The organism is Streptomyces sp. 11x1 (genome assembly GCF_032598905.1).
Classification (GTDB): domain Bacteria; phylum Actinomycetota; class Actinomycetes; order Streptomycetales; family Streptomycetaceae; genus Streptomyces.
Window position 1 is genome coordinate 9,802,628 of the sequence record NZ_CP122458.1, and the last position, 16,900, is coordinate 9,819,527.

General features: G+C 67.8%; 13 protein-coding genes and 3 pseudogenes. 8 read left to right on the forward strand and 8 right to left on the reverse strand.

The genetic code is table 11. The annotated features are described in order from the left end of the window. Nucleotides 1-1,217 (forward strand): annotated as a pseudogene (locus tag P8T65_RS43160) (glycoside hydrolase family 6 protein); the annotation flags it as partial. Nucleotides 1,218-2,163: 946 nt separating this feature from the next. Here the strand turns inward: P8T65_RS43160 and P8T65_RS43165 are convergent. After that, nucleotides 2,164-2,661: pseudogene (locus tag P8T65_RS43165) on the reverse strand (IclR family transcriptional regulator); the annotation flags it as partial. On the opposite strand from P8T65_RS43165, the pseudogene P8T65_RS43170 reads away from it, so the two are divergent. Together P8T65_RS43170 and P8T65_RS43175 are read left to right on the forward strand one after the other, a co-directional pair. Continuing rightward, nucleotides 2,659-3,057: pseudogene (locus P8T65_RS43170) on the forward strand (gluconate permease); the annotation flags it as partial. The pseudogenes P8T65_RS43165 and P8T65_RS43170 overlap by 3 nt on opposite strands. Before the next feature lie 122 nt (nucleotides 3,058-3,179). Further along, nucleotides 3,180-4,508: an enolase C-terminal domain-like protein gene (locus P8T65_RS43175; RefSeq protein WP_316731907.1), complete on the forward strand. Its 1,329-nt coding sequence runs from the start codon at nucleotides 3,180-3,182 to the stop codon at nucleotides 4,506-4,508. A 407-nt stretch (nucleotides 4,509-4,915) separates the two neighbouring features. On the opposite strand, the gene P8T65_RS43180 is transcribed toward P8T65_RS43175, so the two are convergent. From P8T65_RS43180 to P8T65_RS43200, 5 genes are all read right to left on the reverse strand, one after another. Beyond that, nucleotides 4,916-5,233: a hypothetical protein gene (locus P8T65_RS43180; protein WP_316730893.1), complete on the reverse strand. Its 318-nt coding sequence runs from the start codon at nucleotides 5,231-5,233 to the stop codon at nucleotides 4,916-4,918. A 78-nt stretch (nucleotides 5,234-5,311) separates the two neighbouring features. Continuing rightward, nucleotides 5,312-6,460, reverse strand: a complete 1,149-nt coding sequence (locus tag P8T65_RS43185; RefSeq protein ID WP_316730894.1) for an FAD-dependent oxidoreductase — start codon at nucleotides 6,458-6,460, stop codon at nucleotides 5,312-5,314. A gap of 20 nt (nucleotides 6,461-6,480) precedes the next feature. Beyond that, on the reverse strand, nucleotides 6,481-7,884 hold the full coding sequence (locus tag P8T65_RS43190) for an FAD-dependent oxidoreductase (RefSeq protein WP_316730895.1): 1,404 nt from the start codon (nucleotides 7,882-7,884) through the stop codon (nucleotides 6,481-6,483). A 384-nt stretch (nucleotides 7,885-8,268) separates the two neighbouring features. After that, the gene (locus tag P8T65_RS43195) at nucleotides 8,269-8,754 is read right to left on the reverse strand and encodes a RidA family protein (RefSeq protein ID WP_316730896.1); all 486 of its coding nucleotides are present in this window, start codon (nucleotides 8,752-8,754) and stop codon (nucleotides 8,269-8,271) included. Between the two features lie 73 nt (nucleotides 8,755-8,827). Beyond that, entirely contained in the window at nucleotides 8,828-9,508 is a 681-nt protein-coding gene (locus P8T65_RS43200) for a haloacid dehalogenase type II (protein ID WP_316730897.1), read from the reverse strand. A gap of 254 nt (nucleotides 9,509-9,762) precedes the next feature. Between P8T65_RS43200 and P8T65_RS43205 the strand changes: the two genes are divergently transcribed. The 5 genes from P8T65_RS43205 to P8T65_RS43225 all read left to right on the forward strand — a co-directional run bounded on the left by P8T65_RS43205 (nucleotide 9,763) and on the right by P8T65_RS43225 (nucleotide 13,963). Next, nucleotides 9,763-10,449 (forward strand): GntR family transcriptional regulator, encoded by a 687-nt coding sequence (locus P8T65_RS43205; RefSeq protein WP_316730898.1) that lies wholly within the window; start codon nucleotides 9,763-9,765, stop codon nucleotides 10,447-10,449. Nucleotides 10,450-11,089: 640 nt separating this feature from the next. Then, the gene (locus P8T65_RS43210; protein ID WP_316730899.1) at nucleotides 11,090-11,578 is read left to right on the forward strand and encodes a RidA family protein; all 489 of its coding nucleotides are present in this window, start codon (nucleotides 11,090-11,092) and stop codon (nucleotides 11,576-11,578) included. A gap of 136 nt (nucleotides 11,579-11,714) precedes the next feature. After that, a complete protein-coding gene (locus tag P8T65_RS43215; protein ID WP_316730900.1) occupies nucleotides 11,715-12,824 on the forward strand; it encodes an alanine racemase in 1,110 nt (369 codons plus the stop codon). Nucleotides 12,825-12,899: 75 nt separating this feature from the next. Continuing rightward, on the forward strand, nucleotides 12,900-13,634 hold the full coding sequence (locus P8T65_RS43220) for an SDR family NAD(P)-dependent oxidoreductase (protein ID WP_230216587.1): 735 nt from the start codon (nucleotides 12,900-12,902) through the stop codon (nucleotides 13,632-13,634). A gap of 23 nt (nucleotides 13,635-13,657) precedes the next feature. Next, the gene (locus P8T65_RS43225; protein WP_316730901.1) at nucleotides 13,658-13,963 is read left to right on the forward strand and encodes a cupin domain-containing protein; all 306 of its coding nucleotides are present in this window, start codon (nucleotides 13,658-13,660) and stop codon (nucleotides 13,961-13,963) included. Between the two features lie 473 nt (nucleotides 13,964-14,436). On the opposite strand, the gene P8T65_RS43230 is transcribed toward P8T65_RS43225, so the two are convergent. Together P8T65_RS43230 and P8T65_RS43235 are read right to left on the reverse strand one after the other, a co-directional pair. Continuing rightward, nucleotides 14,437-15,516 (reverse strand): phosphotransferase, encoded by a 1,080-nt coding sequence (locus P8T65_RS43230; RefSeq protein WP_316730902.1) that lies wholly within the window; start codon nucleotides 15,514-15,516, stop codon nucleotides 14,437-14,439. A gap of 22 nt (nucleotides 15,517-15,538) precedes the next feature. Further along, nucleotides 15,539-16,888 (reverse strand): aspartate aminotransferase family protein, encoded by a 1,350-nt coding sequence (locus tag P8T65_RS43235; RefSeq protein ID WP_316730903.1) that lies wholly within the window; start codon nucleotides 16,886-16,888, stop codon nucleotides 15,539-15,541. Between the last annotated feature and the right edge of the window lie 12 nt (nucleotides 16,889-16,900).

Below are 16,900 nucleotides of genomic sequence, written 5' to 3' on the forward strand. Positions count from 1 at the left end.
TATGTGAACCCCGAGTGGTCGGCCAAGGCCGCGCCGCCGAGCCGGGTGGCAGCCGCATCTCCGACCAGCCCACGGCCGTCTGGCTCGACCGCATCGCCGCGATCAACGGAGTGAACAACGGAATGGGTCTGCGCGCCCACCTCGACGAGGCCTTGAAGCAGAAGGGCTCCGGTGAGCTCGTCATCCAGGTCGTGAACTACCGGGCCGTGACTGCGCCGCCCTCGCCTCCAACGGTGAGCTCAAGCCCGACGAGATCGACAGGTACAGGACCCGGTACATCGACCCGATCGCCTCGATCCTCTCCGAGCCGAAGTACGCGTCCCTTCGGATCGCCACCGTCATCGAGCCCGACTCGCTGCCCAACCCGGTCACCAATGCCGGCGGCACCCCCACCACCACCGACGCCTGCGTGACCATGCAGGCCAACGGCAACTACGAAAAGGGTGTCTCCTACGCCCTCGACAAGCTGGGCGCCATCCCGAACGTCTACAACTACATCGACGCCGCACACCACGGCTGGCTCGGCTGGGACAGCAACCTCGGCCCCCCGTGCAGCAGTTCCACAAGGTCGCCACCACCAACGGAGCGAGCCTGAACGACGTGGCCGGGTTCATCGTCAACACCGCCAACTACAGCCCGACCAAGGAGCCGTACCTGAAGATCACCGACTCGGTCGGCGGGCAGACGGCGCGGCAGTCGAAGTGGCTGGACTGGAACCAGTACGCGGACGAGCAGTCCTTCGCCCAGGCGATGCGGGACAAGCTCGTCGCCGCCGGCTTCGGCATGCTGATCGATACCTTCCGCAACGGCTGGGGCGGCTCCGCCCGCCCTCGGCCCCGGCCCGATGACCTCTGTGGACGCCTACGTCGACGGCAGCCGCATCGACCGGCGCATCCACGCCGGCAACTGGTGCAACCAGAGCGGCGCCGCCATCGGTGAACGGCCCACCGCGGCACCGGCCGCCGGCATCGACGTCTATGTGTGGGTCAAGCCGCCAGGGGGAGTCCGACGGACCTTCCAGCGCCGCCATCCCCAACGACGAGGGCAAGGGCTTCGACCGCATGTGCGACCCGACCTGTGGCGGCAACCCCCGCAACGGCAACAACCCCACCGGCTCACCGCCGAACGCGCCCGTCGCCGGACACTGGTTCTCCGCCCAGCTCCGGCAGCTGATGCAGAACGCCTACCCCCGCTTCCGTGACTCGCTGAAGCGGTGAGTGTCCGCCGGGGTGGGTCCTTTCCGAGGAGCCGGACCCCTGCGGATCGCTTTTGTCGGCGGCGCGTCTTGCGCAGGTGCGGTGGCGGGCGGTCCAGGGCAAGATCACCGGGCGGAAGGGGTGGGACCTTTCGAAACGGTGGGTGCCATGGAGCTCTCGCGTTTAAGGTCGGCGTGGAACGACACTGCGAGCGCGTTGTCCTTGCCTGCGCCGATCGGTTCCCATGGACCGCCGTATCCGCAACTCGTCGTAACAGCTCGGGCGGACAGGGGGACGGACGTGCCATGACTCGATCCTCTCGGGGAATCGAGCCTCCATCGGACCCGGAGCTCTTCACATGGCAAAGGGCCCGGTTCAGCGAGTACCGGAACTCCGGTCTCGGAGCCGGCAACGGTGCGGACGCGGCGAAGCCGACCGACGCCGAGGCATGGCAATTCACCGCCCAGAAGTACCTGGCAGGCACCGACGGCTGGAATCCGGTTCGGTGATCGCAGCTGCGAGGACAGGCGCACAGCCCAGGTCAGCCCCCCACAGCGAGGTGAACCGTGGCGGGGCCGGGACAGCGCAATCGTCCCGACAAACCACTGCGCGGGCTGCTGAAGGCGAGACCGAAACCGAGGTCGAGGCGGGGCACGGGCCGCCCGACCCGTGGTGACCACTCATCTGCGAACGGTTGCCCGGGATGCGCACCTCTCTGGCCCCGCCGCGCTCAGGGCAGCCGCAGCAACCCTCGGCAGTCCGGCAGAAGCCATTTTCCGCAGCGATCAAGGGGCCCGATGCCACTCTCCCGAGTTCGCCGGTGGTCGAGCAGTGGGGACAGATCTCCGCGACCATGCGCACCGCGCTCACGAACGCGGAGATCAAGCCTCTGAAGGCCAGAACGCTGATGCGCCGTGTGCGGCCGGTTGCGGCGTCGAGCAGCGAGGATCGGGCGGGCTCGCAGCCCTCAGCGCCAGTCGGGTACCCCTGAGACGGGCGGAAGGTGAGTTTCGATCTTCGCTCGTGTCTCCCGCATCACGGAGACGATGTGGACCTCGTGTTCCGGGGTCAGCCGGGCCACCGGAACCGAGCAACTGATGGCATCGGTGGCCGGTGTGTCGTACCTCAGGGCGAAGCCGAAGCCGACGATACCGGTCACCGTCTCTTCGCGGTCGATGGAGTAGCCGCGCTCGCGCACTTGGGCCAGGTCGGCGAGCAGTGCGGCACGGTGGGTGTGCGTGTTCTCCGTGAGGGCCGACAACGGTCCGTCCGCGCCCGGTAGTTCGTCCTCGGCGCGCTCGGCGAGCAGCGCCTTCCCGAGGGCTCCGGCGTGGGCCGGGACGCGGCGGCCGACTCGGCTGATGGTACGCAGGTACTCGTGGGACTCCCGGGTGGCGAGGTAGACGACGTCCGGGCCGTCGAGCCGTGCCATGTGGATCGTCTCGCCCAGCGCGTCCGACGCTTCAAGAACGTCCTCGTCGAAGGCGGGATCTCCGACTACATCAAGGACGCCACGCAGGGCTGGTCCATCTCGCCGATCGTCCTCGCCTGGCTCGTCGCCGTCATCCTCCGCATAGCGCTCGGCTCGGCGACGGTCGCCGTCGTCACGGCCTCCGGCGTGGTGCTGCCGCTCCTGGCGGGCGGCGGGGTCCACCCGGAGATGATGGTGCTTGCCGTCGCCTGCGGTTCCATTGCGTGCTCCTATGTCAACGATCCGGGATTCTGGCTGTTCAAGGAGTACTTCAACCTCTCCGTCATCGAGGCGATCAAGGTCCGTACCACCTATACGACGGTGCTCGCCGTCCTCGGCCTGGGCGGCGTCCTGATGGCCGAGTGGGCCCTCGACGTCCTGAACGTCTGAACTCGCAAGCGTCTGGACTCGCAAACCTCCCGAGCCCGCCATTCCCCCGAGCCCGCCATTCCCCCGAGCCCGGAAATCTTCGTTCCCCGCACCACCTCACCGCAGAGAGGCACCCGATGAGCATCGGACAACCCACCGTCACGGCGTTCTCCGTCTACCCGGTCGCCGGCCGGGACAGCATGGAGCTGAACCTTTCCGGCGCGCACGGCCCCTACTTCACCCGCAACGTCGTTGTCCTCACCGACTCCGAGGGGCGTACCGGGCTGGGGGAGGTGCCCGGCGGGGAGAAGATCACGCAGACGCTGCGTGACGCCGAGTCGCTGGTCGTCGGGGCGAAGGTGGGGGACTACAAGCGCGTTCTGCGCGAGATCGGTGACCGGTTCGCCGATCGCGACGCCGGTGGACGGGGCGTCCAGACCTTCGACCTGCGGACCACTGTCCACACGGTCACCGCCGTCGAGTCGGCCCTGCTCGACCTCCTGGGGCAGCACCTCGACGTGCCCGTCGCGGCGCTCCTGGGCGACGGCCAACAGCGGGATTCCGTGCGAGTGCTGGGTTATCTCTTCTACGTCGGCGACCCGGACCGGACCGACCTGGAGTACGTTCGCGAACCCGACTCCCCTGTGGAGTGGTACCGGGTCCGCCACGAGGAGGCCCTGACGCCGGAAGCGATCGTCTGTCAGGCCGAGGCGGTCTACGATCTCTACGGCTTCCGGGACTTCAAGCTCAAGGGGGGCGTCCTGGAGGGGGCCGAGGAGGTCATGGCCGCACGCGCGCTCAAGAACCGCTTCCCCGAGGCGCGGATCACCCTCGACCCGAACGGCGCGTGGTCCCTGCGCGAGGCGATCGAGCTGTGCCGGCCCCTCGTCGGCACGCTCGCCTACGCCGAGGACCCCTGCGGAGCCGAAGGCGGCTACTCCGGACGGGAGATCCTCGCCGAGTTCCGGCGCGCCACCGGCCTTCCCACAGCGACCAACATGATCGCCACGGACTGGCGTCAAATGGCCCACGCCCTGGCCCTTCAGTCGGTCTCCATTCCGCTGGCCGACCCGCACTTCTGGACCATGCAGGGCTCTGTCCGGGTAGCGCAGCTGTGCAACGCGATGGGCCTGACCTGGGGCTGCCACTCCAACAACCACTTCGACATCTCCCTGGCCATGGTGACCCACTGCGGCGCCGCGGCCCCGGGTGAGTACAACGCCCTGGACACACACTGGATCTGGCAGGAGGGAATGGAACGGATCACCACCGCCCCGCCACGCATCGTCGGCGGTGAGATCGCCGTCCCGGACGGCCCGGGGCTGGGCGTCCACCTCGACATGGACCGGCTGCTCGCGGCCCACGACCTCTACCGGGAGAAGGCGTTGGGGGCACGCGATGATGCCGTCCCCATGCAGTACCTCATCCGCGACTGGAAGTTCGACGGCAACCGTCCCTGTCTGATGCGGTAGGCGCCTGTCCGATGACCCGCCCTTCCATCGGGCATGCATGGTGAGCGCGCCCCCGAGGCCCATCGGCAGGAGGGGAACACGACTGTCTCGTTCGCCGCGCCACCGGCGCTCAGCTCCGCAGAGGCTTCTGCTACCGGGCCATTTCCGCGTGTGGTGCGGGGGCCGGGCGGTGATGGTCACGAGGCGGTGGTCGTGTCCCGAGACGCCGCCCGTCCTGCGGCATCGGTAGTCGATCAGGATCGACGTACCGGTGTGGTGTGCCCGGCGTCGCCGGTTGGCCGGGCCAGTGCTTCGGGACGAGTTCGGGTTCAGCGGTGCCGCTTGGCAGGCGTGGACGCCGGGGGCCGAGGAGGCGCGGTCGGGGTCGGCGGCATGCGGCTGTCGGCGGCCCGCACTCCCGCATCCGCCTACCGTTCCGAGCGGCTCGGCAGGATCGCCATAGCTGGCGCCGGCACTGCGGCGAGGACCAGCCAGGGCACGGCACGTATCAGGTCGAGGTCGAGCAGGGAGCCCGTGACTGAGCTGCCGATGAGGACGATCAGGCCGGAGACGCAGGACAGCGCGCCGGTGTAGAGGCCGACGCCCGCCGCCTCGGCCGCGGGATACGTACTCCACCGGCCGTCGTGACCGCGAGCCCCCGAGCAGGGACGGGACGGCTGTCGGGCCCGCTCGGCCCAGCGGGCGCGTTCGGCATACGGCTGGTTCGCGGCATCGTTGCGGGACATCAGGAGACGGGTTCCGCAACGACCGTCAGCCGGATGGCGATACCGAGGCCCCCGTGCCGAGGCGGCCGGAGTGGGCGGCTACCTGGTCCTGAACCGGTCCGGACGCACGAAGTCCAGGCCTTCGACGGTCTGCTTGCCGAGTGCCTCGTGTGCGGCGATGTGGCCGTAGCCGGTGGCCATCTTGAAGCCCTTTCCGGAGAATCCGGTGGCGCAGTAGATCCTGCTGTTCTCGTTCAGCCAGCCGACGAGGGGATGCCTGTCCTCGGTGAAAAGGTCGGGGAAGGCATCGGAGCGCGCGATGGTGGGGATCAGGCCGGGGAAGAACTCGGTGACGATCTCGGTGACCTTTTCGATTTCTTCCCGGGTGAGTTCCCTGGGCACGGCGTCCGGGTCGGGGGTTGCCCTCGCGCGTCCGGCCAGCGGTCCGTCGATTGATGCCTTGACCGTCACGCCGTCGACGGCGGGTGCGCCGTACATGGAGCGGTCCTCGTACCACCGGCTGAAGGCGGGGAAGTTCTCCGGCGAGAACTGTGTGCCGTCCTGGGCGATGAACCAGGTCAGGACGATCCGGTGGGTTTCCGTGACGGCCTTGAGGTGGTCGGGCATGAGCCTGCGGGACCAGCCGCCCGAGGCGACGATGACCTTCTCGAACGTCCAGGTTCTGTCGCCCGAGGTGACGACGACGCCGTGGTCGGTTTCGGCGATGCTGTCCACGGGTGTGTTCTGAAGAACGGTGGCGCCGTTGGCCTGGGCCGCCGCGACGGCAGCGCTGACGGCGCGGTCGGTGCGCAGAACGCCGCCGTGGGGGTCGTAGACGGCGCAGTCGTCCGGGCGGAGGTGGTGCTGGGGGTAGCGCCTGGCCAACTCCTCCCGGCTGAGGACGCGGTGCTCGGCTCCGGTGACGCGCGTTGCCGCGAGGAGGCTGTTGATGTAGCTGCCGTTCGCCGTCCCGATGGACAGGCCCCCGGTAGGCGTGAGGATGCCCCGCCGCCCGGATTCGGCTTCGAGCTCGGCCCAGAGGCCGCGGGACCGTTCGATGATGCGGTAGTACTCCGGCCTGCCGAGGTAGACCATGCGGAACAGGCGGGTGTCCCCGCCCACCGCACTGCGGCCGTGGGCAGGGGTGGCTGCCTCGAAGCCCACCACCGAGCCGGACAGCCGGGAGGCCTGCCACAGGGCCATGCTCCCGATGCTGCCCAGGCCGATGACTGCGAGTTGTGCGTCCATGAGAGCAGTTCCCTTTTCGTCTACTCGTGAAGTCCGGCGAGCCTGCTGCCGAATCGGGCCAGCAGTGAGGTCGTGCTGGAGCCCCTGCGCTCTTCCCACCGGTCGGCGATACCGAAGAGTCGGTACATGGCGTGAACACCCAGCCAGCGAAAGGGTTCCGGTTCCCATTTCCGCGCCCGGTAGCCGACCCAGGGAAGGGCGGTCCGTTCGGTTTCCTGCTCGAAGGCGAGCTCCACGAGAGTCCTGCCGCCGACATAGGACGCCGTGACACCGTGTCCTGCATAGCCGGTGGACGACCCGATACCCGATGCCGGATCCCAGTGCACGCCGCCGTTCCAGTCACGCGTGACGCCCAGGACTCCCGACCAGGCGTGCTCCACCTCGAAGGGGATGCCCGGGAAGAAGGTACTGAGCTTGTGCGAGATCAGGTCGATGGTGGACTGGGCGGTCGCACCGGCTCCCCCCGTGCCGGACCCGAAGCGGTACGGGACACCGCGGCCGCCCATGGCGATACGGCCGTCCGACGTCCGCTGGGCGTAGATGAACGTGTACGCGGAGTCGTTGAGACACTGGGGACCGTCCCAGCCGATCTGCTTCCACGCCTCCTCCGGCAGGGGCTTGGTCACGATCATCGAGGAATTGACCGGGATCAGGCTCCGGCGGCCCAGCAGCCGTCCCGAATAGCCTTCGGTGCAGATGAACGTCTTCGCCGCGGTGACACGCCCGTCGGCCAGGGTGAGGGTCTTGTCCGCGACGCTGTCCACGCGGCTGCCCTCGTAGATCCTGACCCCCATGGAGGTCAGGGTGTCGGCGAGGCCGTGGACGAGCTTCGCGGGGTGAATTCGCGCGCAGTGCTTGTAGAAGAGCCCGCCGTGGACGGTGGAGATGTTGATCTGTGACTGGAACTCGTCCCGGTCGAGCAGGTGGACTTCGTCGTCGGTCAGCCCGTACTTCAGTTCGGCATCACGTCTGGCCACCAGCCGGCCCAGCCCCGCCTGAGTATGGGCGGCGACGAGCGCGCCACCCTTGTGCTGGTCGGCCTCGATGCCCTCGGCCTCAAGGATGCCCAGGACCGCGTCGACGCCGGCGACGAACGCCTGCTGCAGTGCCCGGCTTGTCTCCAGCCCTCCGCCGGCGCGGGCGAAGGTGGCACGGCTTCCCGGCGGCATGGCCGAGAGCCAGCCGCCGTTGCGTCCTGATGCGCCGTAGCCCACCTGTTCGGCCTCGAAGACGGCGACCGAGAGGGACGGTTCGAGCTTCTTGGCGAAGTACGCCGCCCACAGGCCGGTGTAGCCGCCGCCGACTATGGCGACGTCGACGGAGTCCTGTCCGGTGAACCGGGGGAACGAGGGCTTCTTGTCGGCCAGTTGGGCCACCCAGAAGCCGAGCTCTCCGTTTCGGGGTGGTGCCGCAAGCGCGTTCATGGCGTGTCCTTCTTCTGTGTCTGGGAACCGTGTGGGCCGGTGCTGGAAGGCGGTGTGGTCGCCGTCGACGGGGCGGGGCTGCCCCGGTGATGTACGAGGACTCGGACGACGCGAGGAAGACGACGGCGGCGGCGATTTCCTCGGGGGAGTGGCGAGGTGCCTGAGCGGGTGCCGACGCCGGCGCCGAGGCCTCCCACGCCCGCGGATGGGGGCCTCGGGGCTCGGGACCTGCACTGGAAGGACGCCTTGATATGCGCGTTGTGACGCACGGCCCGGAGCCGAGGCTGTGCTCGGCGCCGGCGTCCTGCGCACGGCTGATGACTCCCGCATCACGTGACTCCCGCATCACGCCGACCGGCACCATCGGCGCTTCGGTACGCGCCGCTACACCGCGGTGCAGATCATCTGGATCTCAACCGGTGTGTTGAGCGGTAGCCCGGCGACTCCGATCGCGGTGCGGGCGTGCCGTCCGTTCTCCCCCAGGACCTCGATGAGCAGTTCACCGGCCGCGTTGGCGACCTGCGACTGCTCACCGAAGTCCGGTGTGCTGGCCACGAAGACCAGCATCTGCACGATCCGGACCCGGTCCAGATCGCCCACCGCCTGCACAGCGGCCGCAAGGCAGTTCAGCGCGGCATGGCGCGCGAGCTCCTTCGCGGTCTCCAGCTCCACGTCCCGGCCGACAACGCCCTGCCCCAACAACGCACATTCCCTGTAAGGGAGTTGGCCGGAGATGTGGATGCTGGAGTCCACCGCCCTGTGGTGCACGAAGTATGCGTTGCCGGGAAGGTCGGGCAGCTCCAGTCCGAGGTTCTGGAGCCTTTCCGAAGCCGAGTCGCCCCTGACGGTCTGAGGCAGGGGCAGACTCATGCCGCCACCGCCTTGCTGTGGACCATTTCCTCAGTTCTCCTGTTCTCGAGTTCTCCAGTTCTCCGCTCGGGCGTCAGGGGCGCGGCAGGCCGAAGAGAACCGGAAGGTCGGCGATGTCGGTGATCCGCTCGTAGCCGAGCCAGTGCTCGTCGTGCTCCCAGCCGCGGTCGACGTACACCTTGTTCTCGATGCCCATGATGGCCGCGGAGCGGTGGTCGTACATCGGGCTCGCGGAGACGTGGACGATCTCGTCGGGTGTCACGGCGAGCTTGTCGAGCATGTACTCGAAGGCGCGGAGCCGCGGCTTGTAGACGCCCATCTCCTCGGCGCTGATGATGACCTCGAAGGGGGCCTTGAGGTTCTCCGCGAGGCGCACGGCATGGGCGGTGTCGCTGTTGGTGATGATGGCCAGCGGGACTTCCTCGGCCAGGCGGTTCAGTGCCTCGGTGACGCCGGGGTACGGGCCCCAGGTGGGGATGCGCTCGTACACCGCCCGCGCCTCGTCCTCGCGGTACTCGATGCCGACGCTGCGCGAGGCGCGCTCCATCGAGCGCGCGACGACCTGGTGGAACGGCTGGTACGCGCCCGTGCACTCGTCGATCCGGTACGCCTTGCAGATCCGCAGGTACTCATCAGCGACCTCGGCCGGCAGCCGGTCGCCCAGGATCTCGCGCATCGTGTCGTTGATGCTGAACTTGATCAGCGTCCCGTTCATGTCGAACGTCGCGAACTTGGGCGTGATGTCGAATCCCACTGGTCCTCCTGTGTGCTTAAGTGGAGCAGCTTCACTTTGGTCGATTGTCGACCATTTGCTGGTCGATTGTCGACCAAATATCTCGCGGCTGTCAACAGCAGCAGTGGAATGCCCGGGGCGGGACGGCGCTGACCCCGCTCTGTGCGCATGAGGTGATCCGTCGGCGCAGCCCCTTCGACGACGTTGACGCAACCGGCGGCGGTATAGTCGACAAACGACCAAGTGGTCGGCAATCACTGAGGGAGGGCCACGGGGTGGAGCACAAGTTCGAGTGGCAGGAGCAGCGGACGACGACGCCGGAAGGCGTCTACCGCACACTGCGTGCCGCCATCCTTGATGGGACCGTGCCTCCTGGTGGCCAACTGCGCGAGGCGCACATCGCCGCGGATCTCGGGATCAGCCGGTCCCCGCTGCGCGAGGCGCTGACCAAGCTGGAGGAGGAAGGCCTCGTCGTAAAGTTTCCCTACCGCGGGGCGTTCGTCGTAGAGGTGAGCGCTCGGGAGGTCGCCGAGATCGACTCGGTCCGGCTGCGTGTCGAGCCGTACGCCGCCGAGCTCTCGGCCGAAGCCCTGCGCGGTCCTGAGCGGCCCCAGTTGCTGCAAACCGTCGAGGATCTCCGCCGGGCCATGGAGAAGGACGACATCCCGGCCAGCATTGACGCGCACCTCAGATTCCACAGGCTCTTCTACGATCTCTCGGGTCACGGCGTCCTGCAGAGTCTCTGGAACGGCTGGGAGACCAAGCTGCGCCTCCACCTCAGCGTCGACCACCGCACCTACAGCGACGACCCGCAGCAACTGGTCGTCGAGCACGAGAGGTTGGCCGCGGTCGCCCTGGACGGGGACATCGACACGTTCCGCCGGGAACTGGCTGCCCATTTCCCCGTGGGGCTGGGGGCCAGGGCGGAAGATCCGGGGGAGCGTACGTCCCGGCATGTCTGAGACCGTGCCGCCCGCGTGAAACGTCCAAGCCCGCTCGCCGCGGCGTCGACTGTGCTGTGTTCGGTGGCGGACTCGATCGTGTGTCGCGACCCGGTCATGCGCCGCTGCCACCGACGCCGTTCGGCGTGGGGCGGCCGCGTCCGGTCGCGGCCGGTGAGGCGCATGCGTAACCGTTGATCGGCATGCGTTCCGGCGGCGCCGTCCGTGCCGTGCCGACGTATCTGCGGGCGACTCTGCCTGGGTGCGGTGTCGCGGGGCTCGGGGGCGCGGACCGCGTTCGCTGTGCCGCTGAACGGCAAGCGCTGACCGGTGGTCAGGTCGGACGGGCCAGCGGGTCAAGGGGGGGCAAGCGGCGGTGCGCTGACCCGCATGGTGCGCTTGTCGCACCGCATCATCGCTGGCCGAACGTGCGCCGGCCGTCCGGGCCGCTCTTGGCCTTCGTCCCAGCACGGTGAAGGGACCGCCCTGAACCGCGACATCGCACCCTCGAACTGATTCCGCGGCCGCGTTCGAGGTTGAAGCTCGTGTTGACAGTGCTCGACGGGCAACCATATGGTCGACAAACGACAATGGCTGACGGTTTTAAGCCACCTTAAGGTGTTTTGTCGCCACCGTTGCTCGAGAGGAGCGCCGAGTACAGATGATCAAGTCGCATGAGACTTCGGCAGCGAACACCGACTCGGCTTCCGATCGGCTTCAGGCCACGGCGCTGGCCCTTCCCGAGCTGCGTGACAACCCGTACTACGTGCACCACCGGACCGTGGGCTCCAGCGTCTACATCTCGGGCCAGCTGCCCTACAAGGACGGTTGGCTGCTGGGGCAGGGCGTTGTCGGCCGGGACGTGGAGCTGGAGACCGCGAAGGAGCTCGCGCGCCATGCCGCGCTGAACTGCCTTGCGGCCGCTGTGCAGGCGGTGGGCGATCTGGACCGGGTCCGGATCGTGCAGATGCTGGTCTTCGTGGCCAGCACACCGGACTTCGGTGAGCAGTCGCAGGTCGCCAACGCGGCCGGTGAACTGCTCATCGAGGTCCTGGGGGAGAACGGACGGCACGCCCGCACCGCGATCGGAGTCGCCGGGCTGCCCCTCAACAGTCCGGTCGAGATCCAGATGATCTGCACCGCTGCGTAGGGCGGCCCCGACGGCGGTGTACCCGAGTGCGCGCTGTATGGCAGGCCCCGCGCGCTCGGCATCCAGGGGAGTCTGCATCCTCGCCCGTCGATCATTTCCCCTCGATCGTGCCAGGCAGAACCACAAGGAGGGCAGCGTGAATCAGCTGCAACGAGCACTCGACGCTCTGATCGAGCGGATCGACACCCCCGCGCCGATCGTGCTGGTCGACGTCATGCAGGGCAACATCGACCGCATGCAGGGCTTCGCCGACCAGCACAACATCAAGGTCAGGCCCCACGTGAAGACACACAAGTGCGTGGAGATCGGTCGGCGCCAGATCGAGGCCGGCGCGGTCGGGATCACCGCGGGCAACGTCGGTGAGGCCGAGGTCTTCGCCGCGGCCGGGTTCGACGACATCTTCCTCGCCTACCCGATCTGGGCCGCGGGAACGAAGCGAGCCCGGATCCGCCGGCTCGCCGAGTCCGCCCGGCTGCGGGTCGGCGTCGACAACGTCGCGGCGATCGAGGCCCTCGCCGACGCGATGGGAGACGAACCCGACCGGCTGCAGGTCGTGGTCGAGATCGACTGCGGCGCCCGTCGTTCCGGGGCGCCGCCCGAGCTCGCGGGCGACCTCGCGCTCGCCGCCCGCAAGCGCGGTCTGGTGCCGGTGGGCGTCTTCACTTATCCCGGTCACGGCTGCGCCGACCGGGACGCTCGCCGACGTGCCGCGCAGGACCAGGAGGCCGCGCTCACCACCGCGGTACGCAGCCTCGAAGGCGTCGGTGTCACCGCAGAGGTGGTCAGCGCGGGCTCCACGCCCACTGTCGAGTTCTCCACCAGCAGCAGCGTGATCACCGAGATCCGTCCCGGCGAGTACGTCTTCGGAGATCTGAACAACGCCCGGCTGGGCGCCTGCACGGAGGACCAGATCGCGCTGTTCGTCGCCGGGACCGTGGTCAGTGACTGGGTCCCCGGCCAGGTCATCGTCGACGTGGGCAACAAGGCCCTCAGTAAAGAAGGCAGCCCCGAGATCGGCTACGGCGGCATCGCCGGCACGAAGGCGCTCCTGTCCAAGGTCAACGAGTACCACGGGTTCCTTGCACTGCCGGACGGCGACTTCCGCCCCAGCGTCGGCACCGTCGTCCCCGTGGTGCCGAACCATGTATGCCCGGTCGTCCTCGGTTTCGAGGAACTGGTCGTCACCGACAGCACGGGCACGTCGCTGCAGCGGTGGCCGGTCGACGCCCGCGGTTTCCTCAACTGACCGGCACGGGACCAGACCCCCGTCCTCCCCAAGCCCCACCCCCGACCGACCTCCCCCTCAAGAGGAGTGCCCGACATGAGACTCAAGAACGTCACGGCCCTGGTGACAGGCGCCAGCAGTGGCATAGGGCAGGCGGTGAGTTCGCACTTCCGCCGCGAGGGCGGGCGGCTTCTGCTCACCGGCCGCAGGGAGCGGCTCCACAGCGCTGAGCCCGACGATCTGTACGTACCCGGAGACCTCAACGACGAGACGTTCGTCGAGCACCTGGCCGAGCAGGCCGCAGAGTCCTTCGGCACCGTTGACGTCGTAGTCCTCAACCACGGCCTGCAGGCCGACGGTCCGCTCACCGAGATGGCCTGCGACGACGCGAGGAACGTGCTCGAGAGCAACCTGCTCAGCGCGTTCCTGGTGATGAAGCACTTCGCCCCGCTGATGCCCGAGACCGGCGGCTCGTTCGTCTGCGTCAGCTCACGGCTGGGCATGGTCGGCATGTCCGGGCAGGTCCTGTATTCCGCTGCCAAGGGGGGCCTCATCATGCTCGCCAAGGGCGCCGCGATCGAATGGGCCCCGCGCAACATCCGGGTCAACGTCGTCGCTCCGGGCCTGACAGCAACCCCGATCATCGAAGCGGCGTTCCAGCGCAGGCCCGACCCCGAGGCCTACCGCCGCCAGCGCGAGAGCACGATCCCGCTCCAACGCCTCGCCACCCCCGAAGAGGTTGCTGACGCGGTGCTCTTCTTCGCCTCGCGGGAGTCGTCGTACGTGACCGGATCGGTCCTGACCGTGGACGGCGGGTACACCGCCGGCTGAACCCCCTGCCGGGTAGCACCATCGTGCCCGCCAGCCATGATGCCTCGTCGGCCTCCGCACATCAGGAACGGGCCGTACCCGTGAGCGTGTGTCAGAAGCGGCTGGGCAGCACCTCATCGACCGTGGCCGCGGCCACCGATTTCCCGAGTTCCAAAAGGAAAAACACGTCGTTCCCTGAAGACGTCGCCCGTGGGGAGTCGATCCATACGGGCGTCTGGGAAGCGACACCCGGCAAGATGCGCCCGATCAAGGGCGAGCACTTCGAGTTCTGCCACATCCTCGCCCGTATTGGCGAACTCATACCCGAAGGCGGCGAGCCGGTGATCTAGAAGGCCGACGGCAGCTTCGTCATGAAGCCGGGCTACGTCGGCGTCTGGAAGACCATCGAAACCGTGCGCAAGATCTACGTGACCGTGACGTGATGCGATACCCGGCACCGATTGACTTCCTGGGCCCACGCGAAGCCACCTGCCGAGCAACGTCGCCGCGGCCGATGGACCGCTCGGCCCGTCGCGCAGCCGCAGGCCAGGATCTGCTTCATCTCTCACCGGAGCCGATGCTCCGGCTCTGCTGATGACCACCCCCTCCGCCGGTCACCTGCTGTTCCGGCCCCCCTTCTTCCCATCGCCGCTCACCCGGTCACCCAGCCGACGTCGCTCCGGCGACAAGGCCGTCGGGAACTTCGATCCACGGCGAACACGCGCCCCGCGCGGCGATCGATGGGTAGGCGGAGGGCCCCAGGCAGGCGCCGTCGGTTGATCCGGTGTGGTGTTGAGGAACTCCTGGGTGTCGACGCCGACGTTCAGGCGAGGTCATGACGGCCTTCTCGGAGTTGCGCGATGACGTCGTCCAGGGGTACGGCCATGGCCCGCCCGACGTTGATCCAGTCGTCTTTGGCGTGGCCGAGGAGGTAGTCGCGCCGTTCTGGTACACGCTCCGCGCGCCAGTTCGTGATCAGCGCGCGCAGCGTGAGTCGTGCGAGCGCGGCAATCGGCAGCAGCGGAAGTTCCCAGTCCGCGATGGCGCGTGCCCGCTCGTAGCCGGCGACGAAGGCGCAGGCATCCAGCCAGGGGTGATCCGGTGCCCGGCCGAGCAGGTTCGCCAGGGAGACAGCGGGGTCGAAGATCACGGCACTGCGCATGGTGTCACCGAAGTCGATGACGCCGGTGACAAAGTCGTCGCTCTGCGGATCCACCACGACGTTGTAAGGGCTGTAGTCGCCGTGGATCACTTGCGTTTCGAGATCATTCAGCCTCGGGACGATGGCTCCGTCGAATAGCCGGAAGACCTCCTGAGCCAACTGACGGTGCTCGGTATTCGGCGTGTGTTCCAGGAGTCCGGTCAGCTGGTGGAAATGCCGAATGTCCCATACCAGCCCTCGTCGGTCCGCAGGGTGCTCAAATGCTTTGAGCGCCACGTCGACTCGTCCCAGCATCTCGCCCACCTTGGCGAGCTGTTCCGCGGTGGGATTCGTTCGCGCCAGGACCGGACCTTCGACGAAGTCGAACACCCGCAGGACTCGAGTCCTGCCGTCGTCCGTCTTGATGGGCACGCGGTCGTCTCCGCCCACGGTCAGCTTCACCCGCTGGACCGGCACTTCCGGAGCGGCACCTTGGAGGAAACGCATCACGGCGGTCTGTAGAGCGACAGCCATCTCTGCCTCGTCAGGAGGTGAAACCTTCACGAGGCAGTCGTCCGAGTCGGTCCTGAGCCTGAACGTGTCATCCTTCTCCGTCGCCAGTCGCTCGAGACGTCCGCCGATGTGGTAACGCCTCTCAAGGAGGGCGCTCACCAGCATGACGTCGATGGGCTCGTGAGACGATGCCAGGCCGCTCTCCTCGAAGAGCCGTTGAGCGATTCTCATCGCCGGTGAGTTGTTCATGATCAGTTCCTTGGCCAGCCTGCTACAGACGGTCCTTCGCGACCTCGGAGAAGGCCTCCAGGAATCGGGTCACATCGGCGGAGGTGAAGGCCAGCGGGGGGCGGATCTTCAGAACGTTCGCCGCCCTGCCCGTGCCGCTGATGAGGATCCGACGGTCGCGCATGTCGTTGATGACATCTTCGGTGCGTGAGCGGTCGGGCTCGAGCGTCTTCCGGTCCTTGACGAGTTCCACACCGACGTAGAGACCGCTGCCGCGCACCTCAGCTACGTAAGGGGAATTCTTCGTGATCTCCTGGAGCCCTGCACGCAGAGCAGTACCGTTCTGGAGGGCGCGCTGCTGCACGTTCTCGTTCTCGAAGACGTCCAGGACCGCGGCGCCGGCGGCCACAGGGATCGAGCTGCCGGCAAAGGTGTTGAAGTAGCGAACGTTCTGTCCGAACGCTTCGCAGACCTCGGGGCGGAAAACTACACCGGAGATCGGCAATCCGTTGCCCATCGGCTTACCCATGGTGACGATGTCCGGCAGCACAGCGTGGCGGGTGAAGCCCCACATCGAATCCCCGAGCCGGGCGAATCCCGACTGCACCTCGTCCGCGATGTAGACACCGCCGGACGCGTGCACCTCCTCCACCACGGCCTTCATATAACCGACCGGGTCCGTGAAGATCCCATCGCTGGAGTAGGCACAGTCGGTGATCAGCGCCGCGAGCCGGTATCCGTGGCGCTCCAGGTCGTCGATCGCGCCGCGCACCTGGTTGCGCATGTGCTCGGCGAGCGTGGACCCGGGCGCGACGAGGCGCGGGTCAGGAGGATCGATGAGCCGGACGTTCGGTCCCAGCGGTGATCCTGTGCCCAGGGTCGGCGAGAAGCTCGCCACCTCACGAGTGAGGCCGTGGTAGGCCCAGCGAGTCACGATGATTCCCTCACCACCCGTGTGGAACCTCGCCACCCGCACCGCGAGGTCGTTCGCCTCCGACCCGCTGCACGCGAGGCTCAGCTTCGACAGCTCCTCGGGGAAGGTTGCGAGAAGTCGCTCCGCGTAGTCGACCAGCGACTCCTGGACGTAGCGAGTGTTGGTGTTGACTGCCGTCATCTGGCGGGAGACGGCCTCGGCCACGTGCGGATGGGCGTGCCCGACGCACGGAACGTTGTTGTACGCGTCGAGGTAGTCGTTGCCGTCGCGGTCGATCAGGTGGGCTCCGCGACCGGAGACGAACTCGACCGGCTCCTTGTAGATGAGCGTATAGCCAGGACCGAGCACCTTGTTCCGGCGTCGGATCGTCTCCTGGAGGTGCTCGGGGAGTTCGCTCAGCCCGCCCGGGTCGAACCGGTTGGGGTAGTGGGCGAGGGCTCTACTCACCGTCGAAGTCATCGTGGGCACACC